Here is a 22,589-nt window from a genome sequence, read left to right on the forward strand (position 1 = left end):
TGTAAATCCCGCTTCTACATTCTATACATATACGATAATTATGGATTGCACGATGCTATTTACACTCAGTAAATTAATTACTGGTTCCAGATTTCCCAGCTTTTTTCTGCTTGCAGATGAAGCATCTCCATTCCGTTTTTTACAGCAGCACCCTGTTCCGCTGCTTTTTTCATAAACAGAGTCTCTTCAGGATTGTAAACTAAATCGTAGCATAAATGGCTCGCGCTCAGCTTTTCGTAAGAGAGGTCCGGGCAAACTTCAGTATGGGGCGACATTCCCAAGGGCGTTGTATTGATAATGAGAGGATAGTCCTGAAGGTCGTATTTTTCTTTAAGTTCGGCATAGCTAACAGCATGCTCAGAAGCCTCTCTTGAGACCATAATATATTCTATACCCATATCGTATAGCGCACATTTGACGGCTCGCGAGGCTCCTCCTGTACCCAATATTAGAGCTTTTTCTATTTTAGCACCTTCCACCCACTTCTCCAGCGACTCCTTAAAACCGTAGTAATCTGTATTGTATCCAATACGTTTGCCTTTTAAGAACTTAATAGTATTAACTGCACCTACTTTTTTGGCACTACCATCCAGTTCGTCCAGGTAACGCATTACTTGCTGTTTGTAAGGTATAGTTACGTTAAGCCCACGGATTTCGGGCTGTTCCTCCAGAAGCTCCGGTAGTTCCTGTATATCTTCCAGTTCGAACAGGCCATACTCAGCATTGCTGATATGTTCACGCTGAAACTTGTCGCTAAAATATTTTCTGGAAAATGAGTGGCTAAGCCTGTAGCCAATAAGTCCGTACAGATCCTTCATGCTAAAAAATGTGCTTACTGCAATTTGGTTATTGCTACTAATCTCTAAAAAATAAAAGGATTTGCCAACATAAAAGCTTAGCCCTGATGATTTAAGCAGGCTGCTTGGCAATGAACTGCTCTATTTCTTTTAGTTTGATCATACCATCATAATAAGCACGGCCAAACACTACTCCGTAAAGCCCCAAGTCTCTTAACCTTTCTATATCTTCCAGACGCTGAACACCTCCGCTGGCAATCAGTTTAATACCCGGAAATTTATCCATCAGATCGCGATAAAGCTCAAATGACGGCCCTTCTATAATTCCCTCTTTAGAAATATCACTGGTTTTAAGAAATTTGAGGCTTCGGCTATAGAAATACTCTACATGGTCGAAAAGGTTAATCCCTGAGTCTTGCTGCCAACCCTGTATTGCCACTTTTCTACCTTCTCTGTTGCCAGTAATGGCATCTCCACCTAGTACAATTTTCTCTCTACCATACGATATAATCCAGGAGGCAAACTCTTCAGGGTTTTTAACAGCCAATGTAGCGGCAGTAATACGACGTGCACCCGACTCAAAAGCTTTATTAACGTCGCCATCCGTATTAATACCTCCGGCAAAATCTACTTCCAGGTTCGTATGTCCTGCAATTGCTTCCAGTACATGAAAGTGCTTAGGACTACCTTCGCGCGTACCATCCAGATCTACCAGCTGTAATTTTGTAATACCATGATCTTCAAACTTTTTGGCCAAATCAATAGGGCTGTCGTCGTACACCTGCTCACGGGAAAAATTACCCTGCTGCAAGCGTGTAATTTTGTTATTCAGGATGGATATTGATGGGATAATTTGAATTTTCCTTAGTTGCATAACCTTAAACAATAACTCTTCTGGCCAAAAAAATGGAATTGAAATATACTATATATATTCTTTTTTTTTAAAGCATAAACACAATATATTCTTAATTTCTTATACAGGATTCAAATATAGCGCTAAAAAACTAATAAAATAGCAAAGCTTACCTATAAGAAAGCAAGCTTTTTTGAAGCTAAATTATAGGCTCTGTCTGCCTTTTGGCATCAGCACTTATCTATATGAGCAGAGCTTGGTAAATAGCAATTGCTCTTCAGGTAAAAAGTTCTTTATATTCTTAAATACACTATAGTGAACATTTGTAAAGGCATTTGCTTAACAGCGCAATAATTTATGCGGAGCTTTATATGACACATTATTAGCAACTTTATTGATAGGCATGTGTATACTCATACCGTATAAAAGCGCATAAAGCGTAAAGTATAACTTTACCCAGAAATCAGCCTTTGCTAGTTTTGGCTATAAAAATTTTCCGAAGAGTTACATTATATAAGCTTTTAGTTCTGAACGCAATCTTCTTTTGCCTGTCTTATTCTCTATCATTTATGGTAAGTCTCGCTACTCAGCCTCAATTCTTAAGTTGAAGTTCACAATCAGATTACACCATAAATCTTTCAGAGTTCTGACACATGCTCAGAAGAACATCATACTCATTACCCCACTAAACATTAACAACTTACAGAATCCACTCAGGAAGGCAAACTCTTTTTTAGTGTCGGCATATACCAGACGGATGAGAAAATAAGTGATAGGTAATATTAATATCAGAAAGTAGATAATGAGTGTCTGGTTACCCAACATACCTGACATAAAAAAGAGCAGAAAAATAAATAGTGCGGAAAGAAAGTAAAGAAATATTTTGGTATAGTACACGCCTAGCAGAATGGGCAAGGTCTTACAACCGAAAGACTCATCACCTTTCATATCTTCTATATCTTTAATGATCTCCCGAACCAAAGAAATGGCAAATGCAAATACCGCATAAGTATATACCAGCAAAGGATTCTCTGGAAAGTAGATAGATACCACCCATACCGCCATACCAGAAAGGGAGGCAATAACAAGATTCCCTACCAAAGGCCACCGCTTAAGCTGATTTGAATACAACCAAAGCAAAAACGCTGCACCAAAATTGATCAGCCCAACCCAAATAGACAGATAAAAGCCTATGGCTACTCCTATCAGATTAAGCACTGTGTGGGCAATCATAACATAACGCCTTTTAAGTTGCCTACCCACTACTACTTTGTCAGGCTTGTTTATATAATCAATTTTGATATCGTAATAGTCGTTGATCAGATAGCCCGCCGCGGCGATAATGTTGGTAGAAAAAATCAGAAGGAAAAGCTCATAGTCTTTAGCATAGCCTCTCCAGTTGCTATGGATATCGGCAAGAAATATAGCCGTAAAATACTGCGTGAGCCCTAAAATCAGGAGGTTGTGCATACGCGTAACTCTGGCAAAGCCGGTAAGCATGTATTTTCCACGATATGCAAGTCTGGCTACTCTCATTAGTTTTCTTAGGGCAATGCTTGTAATGCTACAAAAATACAAACAATGAATTACTCAAATTAAATTCACGAAAAACTATATCGTACTACTTTTGTTGTCCCAAACTCAAAATATGAGTATAAATAACTGGTTAAAAAGGACTTACACTATTAGTCTACATTATACTTAGCACACATCTACTATTAGGTTACAACAATCTTGTTTAAATTCGCAGTCTGACAGAAAATACTACTATGAACGTTGCTAATAAAAACCTGCGTCAACTATTGAAGGAAAGAATTTTGATACTCGATGGAGCCATGGGTACCATGATTCAGGGCTATCAGCTGGAAGAGGAAGACTTTAGAAATGAGGCGCTGAAGGCACACCCTAATACGCTCAAAGGAAATAACGACCTTCTGTCAGTTACCCGGCCTGATATTATTAAAGAGATACACGCCGTGTATTTTGAAGCGGGAGCAGATATAGCAGAAACCAATACTTTTAGCTCTACATCTATTGCTCAGGCAGATTATGGTCTGGAACATTTTGTATACGAACTCAATTATGAGTCAGCAAAAATTGCCAAAGAGGTAGCTCAGGAGTTTACTGAGCGGGAGCCGAACAAGCCACGCTTTGTCGCCGGTTCTTTAGGGCCTACCAACCGTACTGCCTCCCTGTCTCCGGATGTAAATGATCCCGGTTATCGCGCCATTACTTTTGACCAGTTGGTTGAAGCATACCGCGAGCAGGCAATTGCCCTACTGGATGGAGGAGTTGACTTACTATTGGTAGAAACTGTTTTTGATACCCTTAATGCTAAAGCAGCTCTTTTCGCTCTCAATATGTTGCTGGAAGAGAAAAACCTGGACACACCTATTATGGTTTCTGGTACGATCACTGATGCCAGCGGACGCACACTCTCAGGCCAGACCACCGAAGCCTTCTGGAGTTCAGTAATGCACGGCAACCTACTAAGCATCGGACTTAATTGTGCACTGGGCGCTAAAGACTTGCTCCCTTACATCAAAGAATTAGATAAACATGCTACCTGCTTTGTGTCTGCACACCCCAATGCCGGGCTACCAAACGAGTTTGGCGAGTATGATCAGACACCGCAGCAGATGGCAGACGAACTAGAGGCATTCGTAAAAAATGGTCATTTGAATATACTAGGTGGTTGCTGTGGTACACGTCCTGAACACATACGCAAGATTGCCGAGCTGGCTGCCCAGTATTCTCCTCGTCAGCTAAAACAAAACAGCTTATCTGAAGCCTAACCAACCAATTATTATTATTACTAATTGGAAAGACACAAACATGAGTAATACCACGAATATAGAAGATTCATTAGTAGCCCACATAGTTAAAGATCCTAATATTCCAGACATGCACCTGAGCGGACTGGAACCCTTAGTGGTTAATGAAACTACCGGCTTTGTAAACGTGGGAGAGCGTACCAATGTCACAGGGTCTCGCAAATTTGCCCGCCTTATCACCGAAGAGAAATATGAAGAGGCAATAGAGGTAGCACGAGATCAGGTAGAAGGTGGAGCACAGGTAATTGACATCAACATGGACGAAGGAATGCTGGACAGCGAAGCCTGCATGATCAAGTTTGTAAACCTGATCTCCGCAGAGCCCGATATTGCCCGTGTTCCACTCATGATAGACTCTTCTAAATGGCATGTGATTGAGGCCGGCCTCAAATGTGCCCAAGGTAAGTCTATTGTCAACTCTATCAGCCTTAAAGAGGGTGAAGAAAACTTTATTCAGCAGGCTAAAAAAATTAAACTCTACGGTGCGGCAGTAATTGTTATGGCTTTTGATGAACAAGGCCAGGCTGATAATTATGAAAGACGTATTGAGATTGCCAAACGCTCTTATGATGTGCTGGTTAATAAAGTGAAATTCCCTCCTCAGGATATCATTTTTGACCTCAACATCTTCCCCGTAGCTACGGGGATGGAAGAGCACCGCCGCAATGCTATTGACTTTTTTGCGGCCACTAAGTGGGTACGCGAAAACTTACCCGGAGTACATGTAAGTGGAGGAGTTAGTAATGTTTCCTTCTCGTTTCGTGGAAACAACCCGGTAAGAGAGGCTATGCACTCTGCATTTTTATACCACGGACGCAGAGCGGGTATGGATATGGGTATTGTAAACCCTAGCATGCTGGAGATATATGACGATATACCTAAAGACCTACTAGAACTGGTAGAGGACGTACTACTTGACCGTAAAGAAGATGCGACTGAGCGCCTGTTAGATTTTGCCGAACAGATTAAAGATAAAGGAAAAACCAAAAAGAAAGACGATAAGGAATGGCGCAAGCTCCCGCTGGTAAAAAGAATGGAGCATGCCCTGGTCAAAGGTATAGTAGAGTTTATAGAAGAAGATGTAGAGGAAGCACGCCAGCAGTTTGACAAGCCCATAGAAGTAATAGAAGGCCCTCTTATGGATGGAATGAATGTGGTAGGTGACCTTTTTGGCTCTGGAAAAATGTTTTTACCCCAGGTAGTTAAGAGCGCCCGGGTTATGAAAAAAGGGGTAGCTTATTTAATTCCGTACATAGAAGAAGAGAAAGAAAGGTCGGGTACTGTCAATGAAGCTAAAGGTAGAGTCCTGATGGCCACTGTAAAAGGCGACGTGCACGATATTGGTAAAAACATTGTAAGTGTAGTGCTGGGATGTAACAACTATGAAGTGATAGACATGGGAGTCATGGTACCGGGAGAGGATATTCTAGCTAAGGCTAAAGAAGAGCAGGTAGATGTTATCGGGCTAAGCGGACTCATTACTCCATCTTTAGATGAGATGGTTAGTGTAGCAGAAATGATGGAGAAGGAAGATTTCAATATTCCGTTGCTTATTGGAGGAGCTACCACTTCAAAAATTCATACTGCTGTCAAGATTGAGCCGCGTTACACCAAAGGACCAGTCATACATGTGCTGGATGCCTCACGCTCTGTGCCGGTTGTAAGTAATCTGCTCAACAAAAAGGTAAAGGAAAGCTTTACTCAGCAGATCAGAGAGGAGTATCAGCAGATGCGAGAAAGGCATGCTAACAAAAAAACAACTAAGAATTTTGTGGCTATTGGCGAAGCACGAGCAAACAAGTTTAAAACAGACTGGGAACAAAGATCTGTGGTTAAGCCTCAGTTTCTTGGTTTCCGTACTTTTAACGACTATTCTCTGGAAGAGCTGAGCCACTACATAGACTGGACCCCCTTCTTTATGACCTGGGAGTTGGCAGGACGTTTCCCAAAAATACTGGACGATGAAGTAGTAGGTGAGCAGGCACGTATTCTCTTCCGAGATGCTCAAAATATGCTGCAAAAAGTGATTGACGAAAAATTACTGACAGCCAAGGCGGTAGTTGGTTTCTTCCCTGCCAACACTGTCAATGATGATGATACGGAAATCTACCACTTTGATAAAAAAGGAAACGAAGACCGCAGCAAGGTACTTACCACCCTGCATCACCTAAGGCAGCAAACCAAAAAAGCCAAAGGCAAAGAGTACATGTCTTTGGCAGACTTTGTAGCTCCCAAAGCAAGTGGAATCAATGACTATATTGGAGGCTTTGCCGTAACGGCAGGTATTGGCTGCGATGAACTGGCCAAAGCTTATGAAGAGGATCATGATGATTACAACTCTATCATGATCAAGGCGATTGCTGACCGTCTGGCAGAGGCCTTTGCAGAGCGTATGCACGAAAGAGTTCGTAAAGAGCTCTGGGCCTATGCTCCTGATGAGGAATATGATAATGAAGCTCTAATTCGTGAAAAATACCAGGGAATACGTCCAGCACCAGGTTATCCGGCATGTCCTGACCATACTGAAAAGCGTACGCTTTTTGAGCTTTTGGATGCCAGCAAAAACACTGGGATAGAACTTACCGAGAGCTTTGCTATGTTTCCGGCAGCATCAGTTAGCGGCTGGTACTTCTCTCATCCAGGTTCCAAATACTTTGGCATATCCAAATTGGATAAAGACCAGGTAGCAAACTATGCCGAACGCAAAGGCATGGAGCTAAAAACTATGGAAAGGTGGCTAAGCTCAAACCTGGGATATGAGCCTAAGTAAGGAAAAAGCTTAACTGAATAAGCTGAGGGTGCATACAAGTGACTTAAAAAAGTTAAATATTTTTGGTAGTTGACCGGAGAGGTCGTATCAGCTTAAAAAATTAAGTATGCACCCTACAGCCTAAGCTTCTAAAGGCGTTTACCTCATAAAGTAAAGCCTTTGCTTACCAGTTAAAAGTAGTTACCGATTTTAATAAATTCATCTGACATTTTTTACTACAATATAGCAAATTAGTAAATATTTACTATCAAATTCCGTATTGATCATTACTTGAGCTTATAAGCTATGTATCAACAACTTATGTCATTATGTTCAAATTTTTAGATCGTACTTCGTTGAACCTGTAGCCTTTGCTGAATATGTTGTAACAGCTTATTTATGTCTGAATTTATCTTGTCAGATTCAGATTTTAGTTCTTCAGCGGAAGCACCTGCCTCCATTTTTTTGCGGGTACTGTACATCTCCTGATAAAATTCCTGTAGCCCCAGCATGTCTATCAGTACTTTGACTTTGTGCATAGACTCACTGATGAGTTTATGATTTTGCTCTTCCAGCGCTTTAAAGTAGTTGGCACGGTAGGCCTCTATAGAGCGTATAGCCATCTCATAAAATTTAACAATCTTATGTGGTGCTTCTTTAAACGGCTCTTCGGCTTTGTTGAAGTTAGGTTCTATACCATTTTTTGCCGATTGGGCAGGTAGCTCTGACCTATGAAATACGGGAGTCTCATCCTGATCAAATGAAGTAAACTGGGATATTTTACGATATAGGTTTTGCGGGTTAAATGGTTTAGTAACAACGTCATCAATAAAAGCAGCACGTTTGTCATTTCTAAACTCAGCATTGGTATCAGCTGTAAGTGCTATGATTGGAATTTTCTCGTACCACCCCCCTAATTTTCTAATTGCTTCAGAAGCCTCGTAGCCATCCATTTTAGGCATACGTATATCCATGAGTATGATATCATAATCATTCTTCTGTACAAGCTCCAGAGCTTCAAGACCATTGGTAGCCTCATCGGCAATGGAACTGTTCCACCACTCATCAAAGTATTGCTGCACTACCATACGATTGATCGCCACATCTTCTACTAAAAGTATTCGTACTTTTTTCTGCTTGTCTTTTGCTGCGTACTCTTCATCTTCATTCTGGAGTATAAGGTCACGTTTTTTCCCCACCTGTTGGTGTAATGAAAAGTAAAACCTGGAGCCTACCCCCTCTTCGCTTTCCACCTGTATTTGGCTGCCCTGCATCTCTAAAAGTGCTTTGGTAATGGCCAAACCCAGTCCGGTGCCTCCGTAGTGGCGTACTGTAGAACTATCTGCCTGCGTAAACTTCTCAAAAATTTTGTTGAGGTTGGCTTTAGAAATACCTATGCCTGTATCTTTTACCGAGAAGTTAAGCGATACCTCAGACTCTTTCTTATGATCCAGGTCTACAGTAATACTGACTTTTCCATTCTGAGTAAATTTATTAGCATTGCTTACCAGATTGTTGAGTATCTGAGCCAGTTTTACCTGATCTCCTTTTAAAATTCTAGGTACTCCTTTACCTACTTTTACCTCCAGTCGGTTGTTTCTTTCGTTAGCGTAGAGAGAGTGAGTTTGCTTGATGCTGTCCAGCAAAACCTTGATATTATACTCTGATTCTTCTATTTCAACCTTTCCTGCCTCTACTTTGCTGTAATCCAGAATATCGTTGATCAGGTTCATCAGGTTTTCTGAGGAAAATTTAAGTGCCTTAAAATTTTCCAACTGATCTTCACGAGGGTTTTTGCGCAGCAGCAGATTACTAAGCCCAATGATCGCATTGAGAGGAGTGCGTATTTCGTGACTCATAGTAGCCAGAAAATCTTCTTTGGCACGAGCAGCTTTCTCGGCTTCATTTTTAGCCTCCTCCAATGCAGCTTCAGTTTCTTTAAGAGGCGTAATGTCATCCATAAAACCGTACCAGTTGGCACTGCCATCTTCATTAGTCTGACAATTAGCATTGATTTTTATCCACTTCAGCTGCTTACTAATTTTGGTAATAAAGCGCCCCTCAAAATGGAAAAAGTCTTTAACCCTGCGAGCTCTGGTTTGCTCTTTTACTAACCTGTCTCTATCTTCTTCCAGTACCAGGGTATAAAAACTCTCTGCACTATTTATAAATTCGGACTGCTCTACTTCAAACACTTGCTTACAGGCTTCGCTGATGTAGGTAAACTTTACGTCTCCATTTATAGCTTGTTTGAACTCATACAGTATGCCTGGCACATTACTGCTTACATTGTTTAGCTGGCGACTTTTCTCTTTTATTTTCTGCTCAGCAGAAATACGGTTGAGTTCTGCTCCAGCCCTTATACTCAAAAGCGTAAGTAGATAATCGGTATAAGGATTGTTTTTCCAGGGTTTCTTGTCAATCATTACCAATACGCCCACAGACTCTTCTTTATTAGGCGAAGTAATAGGCACGCCCACATAGCTTTCTGCGCTCCAGCGTTTCAGTTTTTCATCTTGAGGAAACTTCTCGGCTACATCCTGAATGTATGTAATTGTATTGGTCTCCACCACCTGTTCGCAGGGCGTATTATCTAATGTATAGGTAAAGTTTTCTGTAAGCTTGCCATCTTCTCTAAACGCCAGCGTTTTAATAGACTTACCACCTTCCTGAAATACTCCCACGTAGACGTGTTTCATGCGGAAGATAGAAGCTAGTTGCCTTGTTAAACCTTTAAAAAACTCATTACCTACCAGATTCGCACTTTTCTTAGTAATTTCCTGTACCCGCTGCTCTAACAGTACCCTTTCAGTAATTTCACGCCCGATGTAGGCTGCTCCCAGTATTTCGCCCTTCTGATACATGATAGGAAAGAAGATAGCATCGTAATAACGCTTGTTTTTACCTTCCTTATCAGTGCTTTCGTAAGTAGTGTGCGTTACTTTATTATCTACGAACGCATTACCAAAAAACTGGCGGGCGTCTTCCTGTTTATCCGGCATCCCCTCAAGCTTTTTCATTAGGGAGTCACCTACATTAAGCTCTACACCCAGCCTTTTCTTCAACCATTTTTTTGCATTATCATTAATCATGATAATGTCATAATTGGTACTAATCGCGAACATATTGTCCGCTCCCTGATTGATAATACTGCTAAGAATGCTTTGGTTTTTGGCTACCTCATCGGCAGCTTCTTTACGATCGGTAATATCAATACCTACACCGTTGATGCCTCGTACTTTACCACTCCTGATAATAGGTTTGATCTTAAGGATATACCATCTATCAGCTACCTGTACTTCTACTTCTATTTCTTTTCCGCTACGCAGGACTTCTTGCTTTACCTCGTGCAGCCTTTTAGCATCTTTAGGTGGGAAGTCACTAATTTCCAGGTCATTTAGACCAATAAGTGCATCACCCTCAATTCTAGAATAGGCATTGTAAATCCAGATATAACGGAGCTGCTCATCCTGATGGAAAAGTATAATGTTTGAGTTTTCCAGCGCCAGATAAAACTTTTCGCGGCTAATCTCCAGATCTTCTTTAGTTTGCATCAGCTGATGCTCTTTGATTTGAAGTTGTTCGTTACTGCGAGCGAGTTCAGTATTGGCAGTGCTTAGTTCGTCATTGGCGGAGTGCAGTTCCTCATTACTGGTCTCCATTTCTTCATTGGCAGACTTCAGCTCTTCATTGGTAGAGAGAAGTTCTTCGTTAAGGGCCTGTAGTTCCTCATTAGAAGTTTCCAGCGCTTCAGTAAAGGTGTGCAGATGATCTTTAGTAGAAGAAAGCTCCTGTTCCAGCTCTATGATGCGCATATCCTTCCAGGCTTCACTATTATCAGAGTCTTCGTCCAGGTTAATCTGCGGTCGTAAATCTTCCTCTATCAATTCAAAAATAACCAGATAATGATTTTCTCTGGGCGTTGAGTATAACAATGGGCTCATGCTTATGCGCACATATGCCCACACTTCTCCCAGCTGATAGCGAATCAGGCTACTTTTATTAACCGTATTGGTCTTCTTAGTTTTTGCCAGTAGCACTCGTAGCTCGGTGTGCAATGACTTATTAATAATACTGAGCAGGTTGGTATTAAGTGAACCTTCTTCCAGCTCTACGAATGGTTGCAGACGACCTTTGATGTAAGCCACCTCCATACGTTCGTCAATGACGACATAAGGGTGTTCAAACGAATGAACCAGGGTTTCTTTCGCTACTTCCTCTAATGACAGTTCGGTCAGTCTAGGTGGGGTAGCACCTTCATTCCCTTCTTTTTTATGGCTCCTAAACTTATTATGCTTCACCATATGCCGAACCCCCTCTTTCCGATAGTATATCTTATGCTGAGAGTCCGCTGCTTTAAAAAGATCGGCACGATCTGAGATACTTTCTGATTTGCCCAACAACAGGTATCCGCCTTCCAGAAGGGCATAATGAAAAAGAGGAATGACCTCACGTTGCAACTCCTGGTTGAAGTAGATAAATACGTTTCTACAACTTATCATATCCAGGCGCATAAAAGGCGGGTCAGTTGTTATATCATGTTTAGAAAACAGTACTCTCTGGCGAATACTTTTTCTTACCTGATAACCACCCTCTACTTTTTCAAAATACTTGCTTAAGACTTCATCAGATAAATTCTCGACCTGGCTATGGCTATAAAATCCCTTCCGGCCTTTGTTGAGGCCATTTTCGTCTATATCGGTAGCAAATATCTGTATGCTATAAGCCCCCGACATTTCACCAAGCAGATCGTCTAGCAACATGGCTATTGAATAGGGCTCTTCTCCTGAAGAACAACCTACCGACCATACCCTGATCGTATCCCCAGGGCGTTTGGCATGAATTACTTTTCTAAGATACTCTCGCAGAGCTCCATAGGCCTTCTCGTCTCTGAAAAAGCTGGTAACGCCAATAAGTACAGTATTAAAAAGTTGCTCTATCTCTTCAGGTGCATTCTGAATGTATTCATAGTATTTAGATACTGAGCTAAGCTGAAGTGCTTCCAGCCGACGGTTAACTCGCCGTTCTATGGTAGAAAGCTTGTAACGAGAAAAGTTGGTGCCTGTCTGCTTTGCCAACAGATCAAATATCAGCTGAAGACTATGCTCCTCTTTACTAAGGTTATTGTTTTTGGCCAGTGGATGGGTACTTAGCAGATGCTTTAGTTCGGGGCCGATCTCTTCTGCTGATAGTATTTTATCTACTGCCCCAGCATTGATAGCGGAGGCTGGCATACCCTGTTGCTGTGCGTCTTCAGGCTCCTGTGCTATCACATAGCCATTCTGTTTCTTAATAGCTCTTGCGCCTTCTGTGCCATCTCTACCTGTACCAGAAAGTATAATACCTATACTTTTAGACCCGGCGCCTTGTGCTATTGATTTAAAGAGCATGTCTGCCGAAGGCAGGGGGTGTACTCTGTGGGCAAGCTCATTTATTTTTATATGCTCATTCTCTACCGTAATCTCACAGCGCTCTGGGGTTACGTATACCTTTCCTCCTTCCAGTTTCAGGCCATCTGCCGCAACCAGTACCGGCCAGCGAGATACGCGTTCTAACAAACTAGTAAGCTTACTTCTATAATCAGGGCTAAGGTGCTGAGCAACAATAATGGCTACTTCTGGAGCATAATATGGCAAGTTAGCGACCAGTTTACTTAGTGCTGTTAGCCCTCCGGCTGAAGCTCCTATTCCGGCAATAAATAAGTGTTTTTTTTCGGCTGTTTTGCTCATATATGCTTACGACAAATCCCCCAGAGTTTTTGTTTCCATCTGCCTTCCACACTCAGTATCTACACGCAACTAAAACTACTGTTTATGAAACTTTATTGGGCACAAATTAGAACTTTATACTCAATTTTGTGAATATAAGTTTTAATCAAAGATTATGCCTTGCAGTACTTTCTAAAGGACAAATGCACGGAGAACGTGGTACAAAAATAAGTTTTTGTACAATTTTAATATCATACTTAAATTAAGGATGAATAAATATGACTTCGGAAGGGATGTAATATTACTGATTACTTTCTATAAAACGGTTGATATCATCGGTTTTACCTAAGATGATTAGTTGGTCAGACTGTTTAAGGGAAGTATCGGGGCGGGGAACGCCAATAATGTGTTTCACTTCTTTTTCTTCTCCATCTTCTACTTCAGTAAATACGCGTTTAATGGTTACAATATTAAGGTCGTATTCCTGTCTTAGCTTAAGATCTGCGATTGTAAAATTGGCTACCCGTTTGGGAACGTCAACTTCTACTATCTCATATTCGTCTGGAAGGTTGAGAAAGGAACGGATGCTTGGGTGTAATAGCATTTCTGCCAAACTTTTGCCTACTGTCTCTTCAGGAGATAGAATCTCCTCTACCCCCAGCTTCTCCAAAATAAGCCGTTGTTGTACGTTAGCAGCCCGGGCTATAATGCGCTTTACTTTAAGTTCCTGCAGAATTACCGTAGTAAGAATAAGACTCTCAAAATCCTCTCCTATCGCTACTACTGCTCCGTCTACTTCCTGTACATTTTGAGCGCTTAGCGCTTTTCTGTCAGTGGAATCTAAAGACACAGCAACTGCTACATCCTCTTTGACCTGCTCTATTTTGTCTAGCTCCTTATCTATGGCAATAACCTCTGCCCCACGCTCAGCAAGGGTAAGCGCGATAGACATTCCAAACTGGCCAAGGCCAATAACAGCAAAGCGGTTATTCATAATATTTTGCTTTTTAAAAACTCACTGAGCACTTCTACTGCTGGCGGGCATTTGTGCGCCGGGCAATGTTGGTTGTTAGGAATAACAATATCTGCGGAATGTCTGTAGGGGGCAATAAATTTGTCGTAAGCTGGTGCTACATGCTCTGTGTATTTATACAATACATCATCTAACAAATACCCTCGCTCTCTGGTGTCTCTGGCAATCCTACGCGTAAATTTAAGGTGCTCCTGCACATCAACAAATACCTTAAGATCCAATAACGATTTAATCTCTTTATAATGGAAAATAAATATGCCTTCCACTACGATGATAGGCGCAGGACGAAATTCTAGCATAGGAGCATTCGCTGCGGATTTGTTAAATGTATACTCTCGCCTATTTACCGTGTAGCCTTGTCTGAGCTGGCTCAGGTCATCTGCAAATTGTGCTACATCTATCACGTTAGGGTCATCAAAATTGAAGGCACGCACTTCATCCGCAGATGTAGTCAGCCGATCACGATAATAGTTATCCTGAGAGAAAAGACAGATATCTTCGGGGTCCAGTATTCGCTGCAACCAGGTGAGTACCTGGGTCTTGCCTGAACCGCTACCTCCGGATATACCCACGATGTACGGACGATTCATAACTTAAAGTTGCATTAAAAAATCAGCTAGCTTTTTAGTAGCTAATCCACGATGACTGATTTTGTTTTTGGTTTGCATGTCCATTTCGGCAAAAGTCTGGCTATAACCTTCAGGAACAAAGATGGGGTCGTAGCCAAAGCCCTGCTTGCCACTGCGCTCACTTACTATTTTACCTTTTACGATTCCCTCAAACTGATACTGTTTACCGGACAGGATAAGCGTAATTACAGTACGGAAGCGTGCAGAACGATCAGCCTTACCATTTAGCCTTGTTAAAAGCTTCTCCATATTGTCTTCATTACTCCTTTGCGGCCCTGCGTAGCGGGCAGAGTATACGCCAGGCTCTCCTTCTAGGGCATTTACCTCCAGCCCAGTATCATCTGCAAAACAATCCTGCTGATAGTGTTCGTATACGTAGCGAGCTTTTTCTTCGGAGTTTCCTTCCAGCGTGTCCTGATTCTCAGGTAGCTCTTCGGTACAACCTATCTCCTGTAGGCTTTGGATGGCTATGGTATTGCCCAACAGCTGACGAATTTCTTTCAGCTTATTGGCATTATTAGTAGCAAAACAAATTTTCATACTCAATTAATTAATCTCCTCAACTTCCAGATCAAACCTTAGGGTAGCATATGGAGGAATATCGATAAAAGTAGAAGGTACATATCTCTGATATGCTAATTCTTCCATCAGTTTATACGGCACTGCATAGTAGCCCGAACCATAGGCCTGATCAAAAGGAAGTAAAGCAACTCCTTTTTCGTTCAGACTCATGTTAGCTACGGCATTTTTAAAGCCTGCGATTACTTCGTTTTTTGACATGTTTACGTCGTAAGCCTGATCTCCAGCATCCGTATTGTTATCAAACTCTTTGCCGCTCAATAGTTTGCCACTGTATCGTAAAGAAACTACGCTATTAGCTCCTACTTTTTCTGCTGTTCCTTCTTCAGTAGTGGAGTAGTAAACACCACTTTCCAGACTATCTGCTGGTAGCAAGCCCTCTTCTGTCAGGTATTGTTTAATCTCGGTATTTACACGAACTTTTAGCTCTGCTTCACTCATAACCTCTGCCAGTTTGAGCTTAATAATAACCGCACTGTATGCGGGAAGTCTGTCTACCAGACTAAAGCCCCTGTAAGCAACATCAAATGGTAAAAAGGCTCTAACTTCCTCACCTTCATTCATATTTGCGACAAGGTCGTATAAGGCAATAGGCAGAAGCACACGATCGCGCATAAAGGGAAAAATAGCCGCACTACTGCTTCCTTCTTCCAGCTTTTCCACTAATTGTCCATCCAGAGTAGTGATTTCATAATAAATGCCTACTATATCATTAGGCTCAGGCGCTTCTCCATCCGCATTCTCGGCCAACATTTCTACATAATAGCCATTTACCTCTTCTGCAGTAATATTGTTTATTTCAAGGTAGCTCTCTATTTCTACTACCTGATCTTCAAGTAGTTGTACAAGTTCGTTGTTCGGGTCTTCCTCTTTATCGCAGCCTGTAAATAACAAAGCAGATATTACAGTAGCTATTACGGTGAATAGAATTGACTTATTCCTCATATTTCTTAAACGTAAAAAAATCCGGCAGTTTATACCGGATTTTATTATGATGATAAATGAAGTGTATCGCTTAGTTAGAAGCCTGCTTAACGTCCACTAGCTCTACATCAAAAACAAGTATAGAGTTTTCTTTGATTACATTACCTCTGGCCTGAGGACCATAAGCAAGTGGAGAAGGGATGTACAATGTGGCTTTGCCACCTTTGTTTAGCAGGGCTATGCCTTCATCCCAGCCGGGAATTACCCAACCCTGACCAATAGGAAAAGCCAGTGGCTCACCACGGTCGCGAGAAGAATCAAACTGAGTACCATCTAACAGTTTGCCAGTATAATGAACATATACTGAGTCTCCTGGAGAGGGCTGCACGCCTGTACCTTCTTTTTCAATAACATAACGAAGGCCAGAGTCTGTAGATTCTGCCTCTATATTGTTTTCGTCCAGATACTCTTCAATTTTGGTGCTGTCTACCTCCATTTGCTCTGACTGCTGTGCCAGCATCTTCTCCTGCTCTTTGCGCATCATCTCCATCTGGTAAGCACGGAAATCTTCGTCGGTCATCACATCTTCTACACCTATGTTGAATATAATGTGGCTCAAAGAATCAATAAAGCCTGGTATTGGTGCTTTAAAAGTATTTACAAAAACTTCCTGAGCACTAATTTTGAACGCAACGCTATCTCCTTCTTTAAGCATGCTAAAGCCTTCGTAGATTTGCCCGTTGGCTGTAGAGTCTATTTTGATAGGTACTGGACCACCTTGCTCCTTTGTATCAAAAAGAAGTGAGTCATCTTCTGTAGAGTAAGTCATATTGATCAGTAAGATTTCTCCTATCTGAGCGTTTTCGCCGCTTCCTTCCTCAATGTATTTGTACTGTAGCCCAGACTCAGCAGTCTCATACGAACCGCCGCCTACCTGATCGCAGGCAGATAACATGCTTACTACTGCAAGTCCAGCTAAGCTTAATAGGTTAGTGATATTCAATTTCATGTTAAATAAATTTCTTGTTTTTTCTGATTTGTATGTAGTTGTTTCTTGTATTCAGGAAGTAAGTTCAAAAATTTATCTACAGTTTCTTTCATGCCAATACGGGAGATTCCCCCAGCTGCATTTTTATGACCTCCACCTTCAAAGTGTTTGGCGGCCAACTCATTTACCGCAAAATCGCCTACCGAACGGAAAGATAGCTTTACTGCATCGTCTCTTTCAATAATAATGGCTGCCATAGTAATGCCACCTATTGAAAGCGCGTAATTTACCAGGCCTTCGGTATCTCCGGTACGGGAGCTGAAGTTAGACAAATCGTCTGCCGATATAGCAAAGTAAGCTGTATTAAACTCAGTGAGCACCTCCAAGCGCTCGCTAAGGGCAAAGCCAATAAATTTAAGCCTGTTTAATGAGTTATTATCATATACAAGCTTACTTACTTTAGATACATCTGCCCCTAAGCCAATGAGCGCTGCTACTACCTCATGCACATGCTTGGTGGTATTTGGGTGGCGAAAAGACCCGGTATCAGTCATGATACCCGCATACAATGCTTCTGCAGTATGCTTATCTAGTAGCTGACGCTCTCCCATATCTACCACCAGTTGATAGATTAACTCACAGGTGGCAGCAGACTTATTATCCCAGTACTCAAAATCTGCGAAGTCTTCCTTACCATGATGATGGTCTATCAGCACCTTAGTAGCCTTAGCCTGCCGCAAAGGCTGCTCCATCTTATCTGTTCTGTTGAGGGAGCAGAAGTCCAGACAAAAGATAATATCTGTTTCTTCTATGATTTTGTCGGCTTTCTGCTCATTTCCCTGATTGTAGACGATAACCTCATCGTTGCCTTTCATCCAATGTAAAAAACTAGGATAATCGGTAGGGGAAATGACGGTGACTTCGTGTCCTTTTTTCTTCAGAACTGAAGCCATGCCCAGGGATGAGCCTAAAGCATCTGCATCTGGATTGACATGTGGTACAATCACGATACGCTTTGGCTCTTCTAATAATTTTTTGAAAGAATTAATATCTTGCATTACTTATCCAAAACTACCAGCAGTAGTATTTGCTCAGTGTTAAACCACAAAAGTGGAAATAAAAACGTTAAAAACAAAAGAGTAGACGGTAGGCAGCTATACGCTACAATATTGACAGGTCGTTGTAGAAATAATCTCCCGATAAAGCTATAATACAAGGAGTTCATTGTTAAAGTTCAGCTCGCTTTATTAATTTTGCAAGCACTAATTACATCAGAGCGATTGATTATAAGGAACTTATCACCCCAGCAATCGTTCATTTGGTAACGAAGAAATAACTAGCAATATGGAAACCACCAATACCACCAGGACTCCTAAATACAATGTACATATCTACATGGAGTCTAATCCTAACCCCAACTCACTTAAGTTTGTAACTAACCTGATGCTTATACCTGAAGGTGAAAGTTTTGACTTTCCTGATGCTGAGAGTGCAGCTCATGCTCCTTTAGCTCTGGAATTGTTTGAGATTCAGCATGTAGAGCGAGTGTTTTATATGAGCAACTTCATTACTGTGACTAAGAGTGATGTTGTAGAGTGGGTAGAGATTCAGGATAAAGTAAAGCAACACATAAAAACTTTTCTTGAAGATGGAAAAGCTATTCTGGTAAATGAGGCAGTTGCTAACGGCACTGCTATTGACGAAAACGATAGCGAAACCGTAAAAAAAATAAAAGGCATACTAGACGAGTATATACGCCCAGCGGTAGAGCAGGATGGCGGAGCTATCAGCTTCCACTCTTATGAGGACGGCGTTGTAAAAGTATTACTACAAGGCTCATGTAGCGGATGCCCCTCTTCTACAGTTACTTTGAAGGCAGGTATAGAAAACTTACTAAAAACTATGCTACCTAATGAGATTAAAGAAGTAGAAGCTGAAGGTGTATAAAAGCTTTATCCTTTAAGTCTGAAGCTGCTTCATAAATTGAAGCAGCTTTTTTTATGCAAAGAAATGAATAAAAAGGTGTAGGCAGGTAAAGATGATAGCTAATACACCATAAGTCTCCAGTACTTTGATCCTAGGACAGTAGTCGCTCCACCATAAAGCTAACCAGGGGCGATACAAACCAAACAGGGTAAGTCCCCATAGACTCCACATAACAATCTGTACAAACTGATGCATTGTATTTAAAGCCTAGACATAAAAAAAGCCTCCTATACGGAGGCTCAATATTATCGGTTACTAGAACTTATTACAAAGTTCTCTTCACTTCTTTCTCTTCAAACCCTTCAATGATATCACCAACTTTAATATCGTTAAAGTTTTTAATGCTTATACCACATTCGTAACCAGCTCTCACCTCTCCTACATCATCTTTCTCTCGTTTTAGCTGGTTGATTTCACCAGTATAGGCAACAATACCATCACGGATAATTCGGATTTGATTGTTTCTTTTTACAGTACCATCAGTTACATAACATCCGGCAACTGTACCTATTTTAGAAATCTTGAATATACGGCGCACCTCTATGTTTCCGGTAATTACTTCTTCCATAGTTGGAGCAAGCATACCTTCCATCGCATCTTTGATCTCATTAATAGCATCGTAGATAATAGAGTACAGGCGAATTTCAATCTCTTCCTTCTCGGCCAGGTTTCTGGCACTTGCTGAAGGTCTTACCTGGAAACCTACGATAATGGCATCAGATGCTGAAGCTAACAGTACATCAGACTCAGAAATTTGTCCTACTGCCTTATGGATGATATTCACCTGAACTTCTTCGGTAGAGAGTTTCAGCATAGAGTCAGAAAGAGCCTCTACAGATCCGTCCACATCACCTTTAACAATGATATTCAGCTCTTTAAATGATCCGATCGCCAATCTACGGCCAATCTCATCCAGAGTAATATGCTTTTTGGTACGTAATGATTGTTCACGATGGATCTGCTCACGCTTGTTGGCGATTTCTCTAGCCTCACGATCGCTCTCCATGACGTTAAACTTATCACCTGCCTGAGGAGCCCCATCCAGACCAAGCATCTGTACCGGCGTTGACGGACCAGCCTTGCTCAATTTCTTTCCGCGGTGGTCAAACATCGCCTTTACCTTACCGTAATGCGCTCCGGCAAGAATTACGTCTCCAATTTTAAGCTCACCCGCTTGTACGAGCAGGGTAGTTACATAACCTCTACCTCGATCAAGGGTGGCCTCAATTACTGTACCTACTGCTGGTTTCACGGGATTGGCTTTCAACTCAAGTAGCTCTGCTTCCAGCAATACTTTTTCCAAAAGGTCTTCAATACCCACCCCTGTTTTAGCAGAAATCTCCTGGCACTGGTACTTACCACCCCAGTCTTCTACTAAAATATTAATATTGGCCAGCTCTTCGCGAATCTTATCAGGATTTGCGGTAGGCTTATCCACTTTGTTGATTGCAATAACAATTGGCACACCTGCTACCTGAGCATGATTGATTGCCTCTTTGGTCTGCGGCATCACGTTATCGTCAGCTGCTACCACAATAATAACAACATCTGTTACTTTAGCTCCTCTGGCACGCATGGCGGTAAATGCTTCGTGACCCGGAGTATCCAGGAAGGCAACTCGCTTACCACTTTCGGTAGTTACGTCATAAGCACCAATATGCTGTGTAATACCTCCGGCCTCTCCCTCAGTTACTTTCGCACTACGGATATAGTCAAGCAAGGATGTTTTACCATGATCTACGTGACCCATAATGGTAACAATAGGCGCTCTATCCTGTAGATCTTCTTCTTTGTCTTCTTCTACTTCTACAGAAATCTCATCTTCGGTATCGCTAAAGTCTACATCGTATCCAAACTCGTCTGCGATTACTGTAATAGTTTCTGCATCCAGGCGCTGGTTGATAGACACAAACATACCCAGAGACATACAGGTAGAGATAACCTCGTTTACACTTACATCCATCAGAGAAGCCAGGTCGTTAGCCGAGATAAACTCAGTTACGTTTAGCTTGGTATCCTGTGCCTGCTCTGCTGCCTGCTGCTCACGCTCGCGGCGGTCGGCACGGCGACGCTCCTGACGGTTACGTGAAGCTTTACCTTTTTTACCCCCTCCACTTAGCTTAGCAAGTGTTTCTTTAATTTGCTCTTGGATTTCCTTCTCTGAAGGCTCCTCCTTTTTAGGCTTTTTCTTATTAGCCCCCCGTCCTCGTTTGTCGCTTCCTCCTTTGCCAGAGGCAGGTCCACGGCCACGGTTATTGTTGTTATCCCTATTGTTGTTGGTGTTACTGGTGTTAGACGCGGCAGGCTTATCATCCTGGCTTTTGATTCTACGTCTACGCTTCCTTTTCTTTTTGTTACCACCTTCATCAGAGGAAGCAACCGGTTTCGCCTTCTTCTTACGCTCTTCGGGCAGTTCAATCTTACCCAATACGGTAAGCCCTTTAAGTTGATCTGCTTTGGCGTTGATACGATCAGAGCCTTCTTTTTTAGCTTCGTTCTGCTCAGCAGATTTCTGCTCAGCTTTGCCAGGCTCTTGCTTCGTTTTGTTTTGTGCTGTAGGTGTCTCGGTCTCTATTTTTTCTTCTTTTGCTGGTTTCTCTTCTTTGGTTTTCTCTTGAGGAGCAGCTTTTTCCTTAGCTTCTTCTTTCGGCTTCTCAGCCTCAGTTTTAGGTTCAGCTTTTTGTACTACTTCCTCAGAAGCTTTAGCTTCAATTTCAGGCTTAGCCTTAGCCTCTTCAGAGGCCTTTTTCTGCGTATCTAGGTTTGCTTCCTGCTTTTTAGGTTCTTCCTTCGCTTTAGCGGTCTCCTTTGTATCTTGAGAGGTGGTAGAGGTCTCTTTTTCTTCTTTGTTATCTTGAGTAGGAGATGGAGATTTAGCTTCAGGCTCAGTAGGAGCGGGAGCTTTTTCTTCTTTTGGCTTAGGCTCTTCAGCTTTAGGCTGTGCAGGCGCAGGTGCGGCAGGTTTTTCCTGACTACTAGCTTTTTCTTCTTTTTTAGGTTCGGCTGCTTTTTTCTTACGGTTAAGGCTATCCAGGTCAATCTTACCTACTACCTTAATCCCTTGCAGACGATTAGATACTTTTTCGGGCTCCTCAGGCTGTTCTTTCTTTTTGTCTTTTGCTTCAGCCTGAGCAGAGGTTTCCTCTTCTTCAGAGGCATCCTCTGATTCTTCCTGTGAGCCAGAAAGCCCTTTAATAAATAGCTCTTCTTCTTCCTGGTCTTTTTGTTTCTCTTTTTTAGAAGAGTCAATAACCAGATTTTCAGAATGCTTATTTCCAATGGTGAGGCCAGAGGCTTCTTCTTTTTCCAAAGCAGAAGACGCAAAATCCTTGGCCAGCATATTGAACTGGGCAATAGGAATCTTCGCATTGGGTTTATTATCGACCTCAAAGCCTTTGTTAGCAAGATGCTCAGTAATCGTAGATAAGCCTACATTGAGCTTCCTTGCTACCTGGCTGAGCCTCATCATTTTTTCCTCTACCATACTCAAATATCTATTATTTTCTATT

Annotated in this window: 15 protein-coding genes; 3 read left to right on the forward strand and 12 right to left on the reverse strand. The window is 41.8% G+C overall.

Annotated elements, in window-relative coordinates:
• Positions 1-77: 77 nt before the first annotated feature.
• From PZB74_RS05810 to PZB74_RS05820, 3 genes are all read right to left on the reverse strand, one after another.
• Positions 78-818 (reverse strand): shikimate dehydrogenase family protein, encoded by a 741-nt coding sequence (locus PZB74_RS05810; RefSeq protein ID WP_302241422.1) that lies wholly within the window; start codon positions 816-818, stop codon positions 78-80.
• 91 nt (positions 819-909) lie between these two features.
• Entirely contained in the window at positions 910-1,671 is a 762-nt protein-coding gene (locus PZB74_RS05815; RefSeq protein WP_302241423.1) for a 1-(5-phosphoribosyl)-5-[(5-phosphoribosylamino)methylideneamino]imidazole-4-carboxamide isomerase, read from the reverse strand.
• Positions 1,672-2,307: 636 nt separating this feature from the next.
• Positions 2,308-3,186 (reverse strand): geranylgeranylglycerol-phosphate geranylgeranyltransferase, encoded by an 879-nt coding sequence (locus tag PZB74_RS05820; protein ID WP_302241424.1) that lies wholly within the window; start codon positions 3,184-3,186, stop codon positions 2,308-2,310.
• Positions 3,187-3,419: 233 nt separating this feature from the next.
• Here PZB74_RS05820 and PZB74_RS05825 point away from each other — a divergent pair, with 233 nt between their 5' ends.
• Positions 3,420-4,445: a homocysteine S-methyltransferase family protein gene (locus PZB74_RS05825; protein WP_302241425.1), complete on the forward strand. Its 1,026-nt coding sequence runs from the start codon at positions 3,420-3,422 to the stop codon at positions 4,443-4,445.
• 40 nt (positions 4,446-4,485) lie between these two features.
• On the forward strand, positions 4,486-7,254 hold the full coding sequence (gene metH / locus PZB74_RS05830; protein WP_367281468.1) for a methionine synthase: 2,769 nt from the start codon (positions 4,486-4,488) through the stop codon (positions 7,252-7,254).
• A gap of 320 nt (positions 7,255-7,574) precedes the next feature.
• Here the strand turns inward: metH and PZB74_RS05835 are convergent, their stop codons facing one another.
• From PZB74_RS05835 to PZB74_RS05865, 7 genes are all read right to left on the reverse strand, one after another.
• Positions 7,575-12,962: a CheR family methyltransferase gene (locus PZB74_RS05835; protein ID WP_302241426.1), complete on the reverse strand. Its 5,388-nt coding sequence runs from the start codon at positions 12,960-12,962 to the stop codon at positions 7,575-7,577.
• A gap of 280 nt (positions 12,963-13,242) precedes the next feature.
• On the reverse strand, positions 13,243-13,935 hold the full coding sequence (locus PZB74_RS05840; RefSeq protein WP_302241427.1) for a potassium channel family protein: 693 nt from the start codon (positions 13,933-13,935) through the stop codon (positions 13,243-13,245).
• A complete protein-coding gene (locus PZB74_RS05845) occupies positions 13,932-14,564 on the reverse strand; it encodes a uridine kinase family protein (RefSeq protein WP_302241428.1) in 633 nt (210 codons plus the stop codon). The genes PZB74_RS05840 and PZB74_RS05845 overlap by 4 nt, the downstream gene beginning before the upstream one ends.
• A 3-nt stretch (positions 14,565-14,567) precedes the next feature.
• Positions 14,568-15,143, reverse strand: a complete 576-nt coding sequence (locus PZB74_RS05850; RefSeq protein ID WP_302241429.1) for a non-canonical purine NTP diphosphatase — start codon at positions 15,141-15,143, stop codon at positions 14,568-14,570.
• A gap of 6 nt (positions 15,144-15,149) precedes the next feature.
• Positions 15,150-16,127 (reverse strand): FKBP-type peptidyl-prolyl cis-trans isomerase, encoded by a 978-nt coding sequence (locus PZB74_RS05855; protein WP_302241431.1) that lies wholly within the window; start codon positions 16,125-16,127, stop codon positions 15,150-15,152.
• Positions 16,128-16,197: 70 nt separating this feature from the next.
• Positions 16,198-17,115, reverse strand: a complete 918-nt coding sequence (locus PZB74_RS05860; protein WP_302241432.1) for an FKBP-type peptidyl-prolyl cis-trans isomerase — start codon at positions 17,113-17,115, stop codon at positions 16,198-16,200.
• Positions 17,112-18,152 carry a DHH family phosphoesterase gene (locus PZB74_RS05865; protein ID WP_302241433.1) on the reverse strand — a complete coding sequence of 347 codons (1,041 nt, stop codon included), beginning with the start codon at positions 18,150-18,152 and terminating at the stop codon, positions 17,112-17,114. The genes PZB74_RS05860 and PZB74_RS05865 overlap by 4 nt, the downstream gene beginning before the upstream one ends.
• Before the next feature lie 286 nt (positions 18,153-18,438).
• On the opposite strand from PZB74_RS05865, the gene PZB74_RS05870 reads away from it, so the two are divergent.
• Positions 18,439-19,041, forward strand: coding sequence for a NifU family protein (locus PZB74_RS05870; protein ID WP_302241434.1), 603 nt, complete (start codon positions 18,439-18,441; stop codon positions 19,039-19,041).
• A gap of 51 nt (positions 19,042-19,092) precedes the next feature.
• Here PZB74_RS05870 and PZB74_RS05875 read toward each other — a convergent pair whose 3' ends face one another.
• A complete protein-coding gene (locus PZB74_RS05875; RefSeq protein WP_302241435.1) occupies positions 19,093-19,275 on the reverse strand; it encodes a hypothetical protein in 183 nt (60 codons plus the stop codon).
• 70 nt (positions 19,276-19,345) lie between these two features.
• Positions 19,346-22,564, reverse strand: a complete 3,219-nt coding sequence (infB, locus tag PZB74_RS05880) for a translation initiation factor IF-2 (protein ID WP_302241436.1) — start codon at positions 22,562-22,564, stop codon at positions 19,346-19,348.
• Between the last annotated feature and the right edge of the window lie 25 nt (positions 22,565-22,589).

This window comes from Porifericola rhodea (genome assembly GCF_030506305.1).
GTDB lineage: Bacteria > Bacteroidota > Bacteroidia > Cytophagales > Cyclobacteriaceae > Catalinimonas > Catalinimonas rhodea.

Bases quoted from the DNA above. Each gene is read 5' to 3' on its own strand.
- PZB74_RS05875 (WP_302241435.1), bottom strand. From the start codon at position 19,275: ATGCATCAGTTTGTACAGATTGTTATGTGGAGTCTATGGGGACTTACC.
- metH (WP_367281468.1), top strand. From the start codon at position 4,486: ATGAGTAATACCACGAATATAGAAGATTCATTAGTAGCCCACATAGTT.
- PZB74_RS05865 (WP_302241433.1), bottom strand. From the start codon at position 18,152: ATGCAAGATATTAATTCTTTCAAAAAATTATTAGAAGAGCCAAAGCGT.
- PZB74_RS05810 (WP_302241422.1), bottom strand. From the start codon at position 818: ATGAAGGATCTGTACGGACTTATTGGCTACAGGCTTAGCCACTCATTT.
- PZB74_RS05815 (WP_302241423.1), bottom strand. From the start codon at position 1,671: ATGCAACTAAGGAAAATTCAAATTATCCCATCAATATCCATCCTGAAT.
- PZB74_RS05840 (WP_302241427.1), bottom strand. From the start codon at position 13,935: ATGAATAACCGCTTTGCTGTTATTGGCCTTGGCCAGTTTGGAATGTCT.
- PZB74_RS05835 (WP_302241426.1), bottom strand. From the start codon at position 12,962: ATGAGCAAAACAGCCGAAAAAAAACACTTATTTATTGCCGGAATAGGA.
- PZB74_RS05850 (WP_302241429.1), bottom strand. From the start codon at position 15,143: ATGAAAATTTGTTTTGCTACTAATAATGCCAATAAGCTGAAAGAAATT.
- infB (WP_302241436.1), bottom strand. From the start codon at position 22,564: ATGGTAGAGGAAAAAATGATGAGGCTCAGCCAGGTAGCAAGGAAGCTC.
- PZB74_RS05845 (WP_302241428.1), bottom strand. From the start codon at position 14,564: ATGAATCGTCCGTACATCGTGGGTATATCCGGAGGTAGCGGTTCAGGC.
- PZB74_RS05855 (WP_302241431.1), bottom strand. From the start codon at position 16,127: ATGAGGAATAAGTCAATTCTATTCACCGTAATAGCTACTGTAATATCT.
- PZB74_RS05820 (WP_302241424.1), bottom strand. From the start codon at position 3,186: ATGAGAGTAGCCAGACTTGCATATCGTGGAAAATACATGCTTACCGGC.
- PZB74_RS05860 (WP_302241432.1), bottom strand. From the start codon at position 17,115: ATGAAATTGAATATCACTAACCTATTAAGCTTAGCTGGACTTGCAGTA.
- PZB74_RS05870 (WP_302241434.1), top strand. From the start codon at position 18,439: ATGGAAACCACCAATACCACCAGGACTCCTAAATACAATGTACATATC.
- PZB74_RS05825 (WP_302241425.1), top strand. From the start codon at position 3,420: ATGAACGTTGCTAATAAAAACCTGCGTCAACTATTGAAGGAAAGAATT.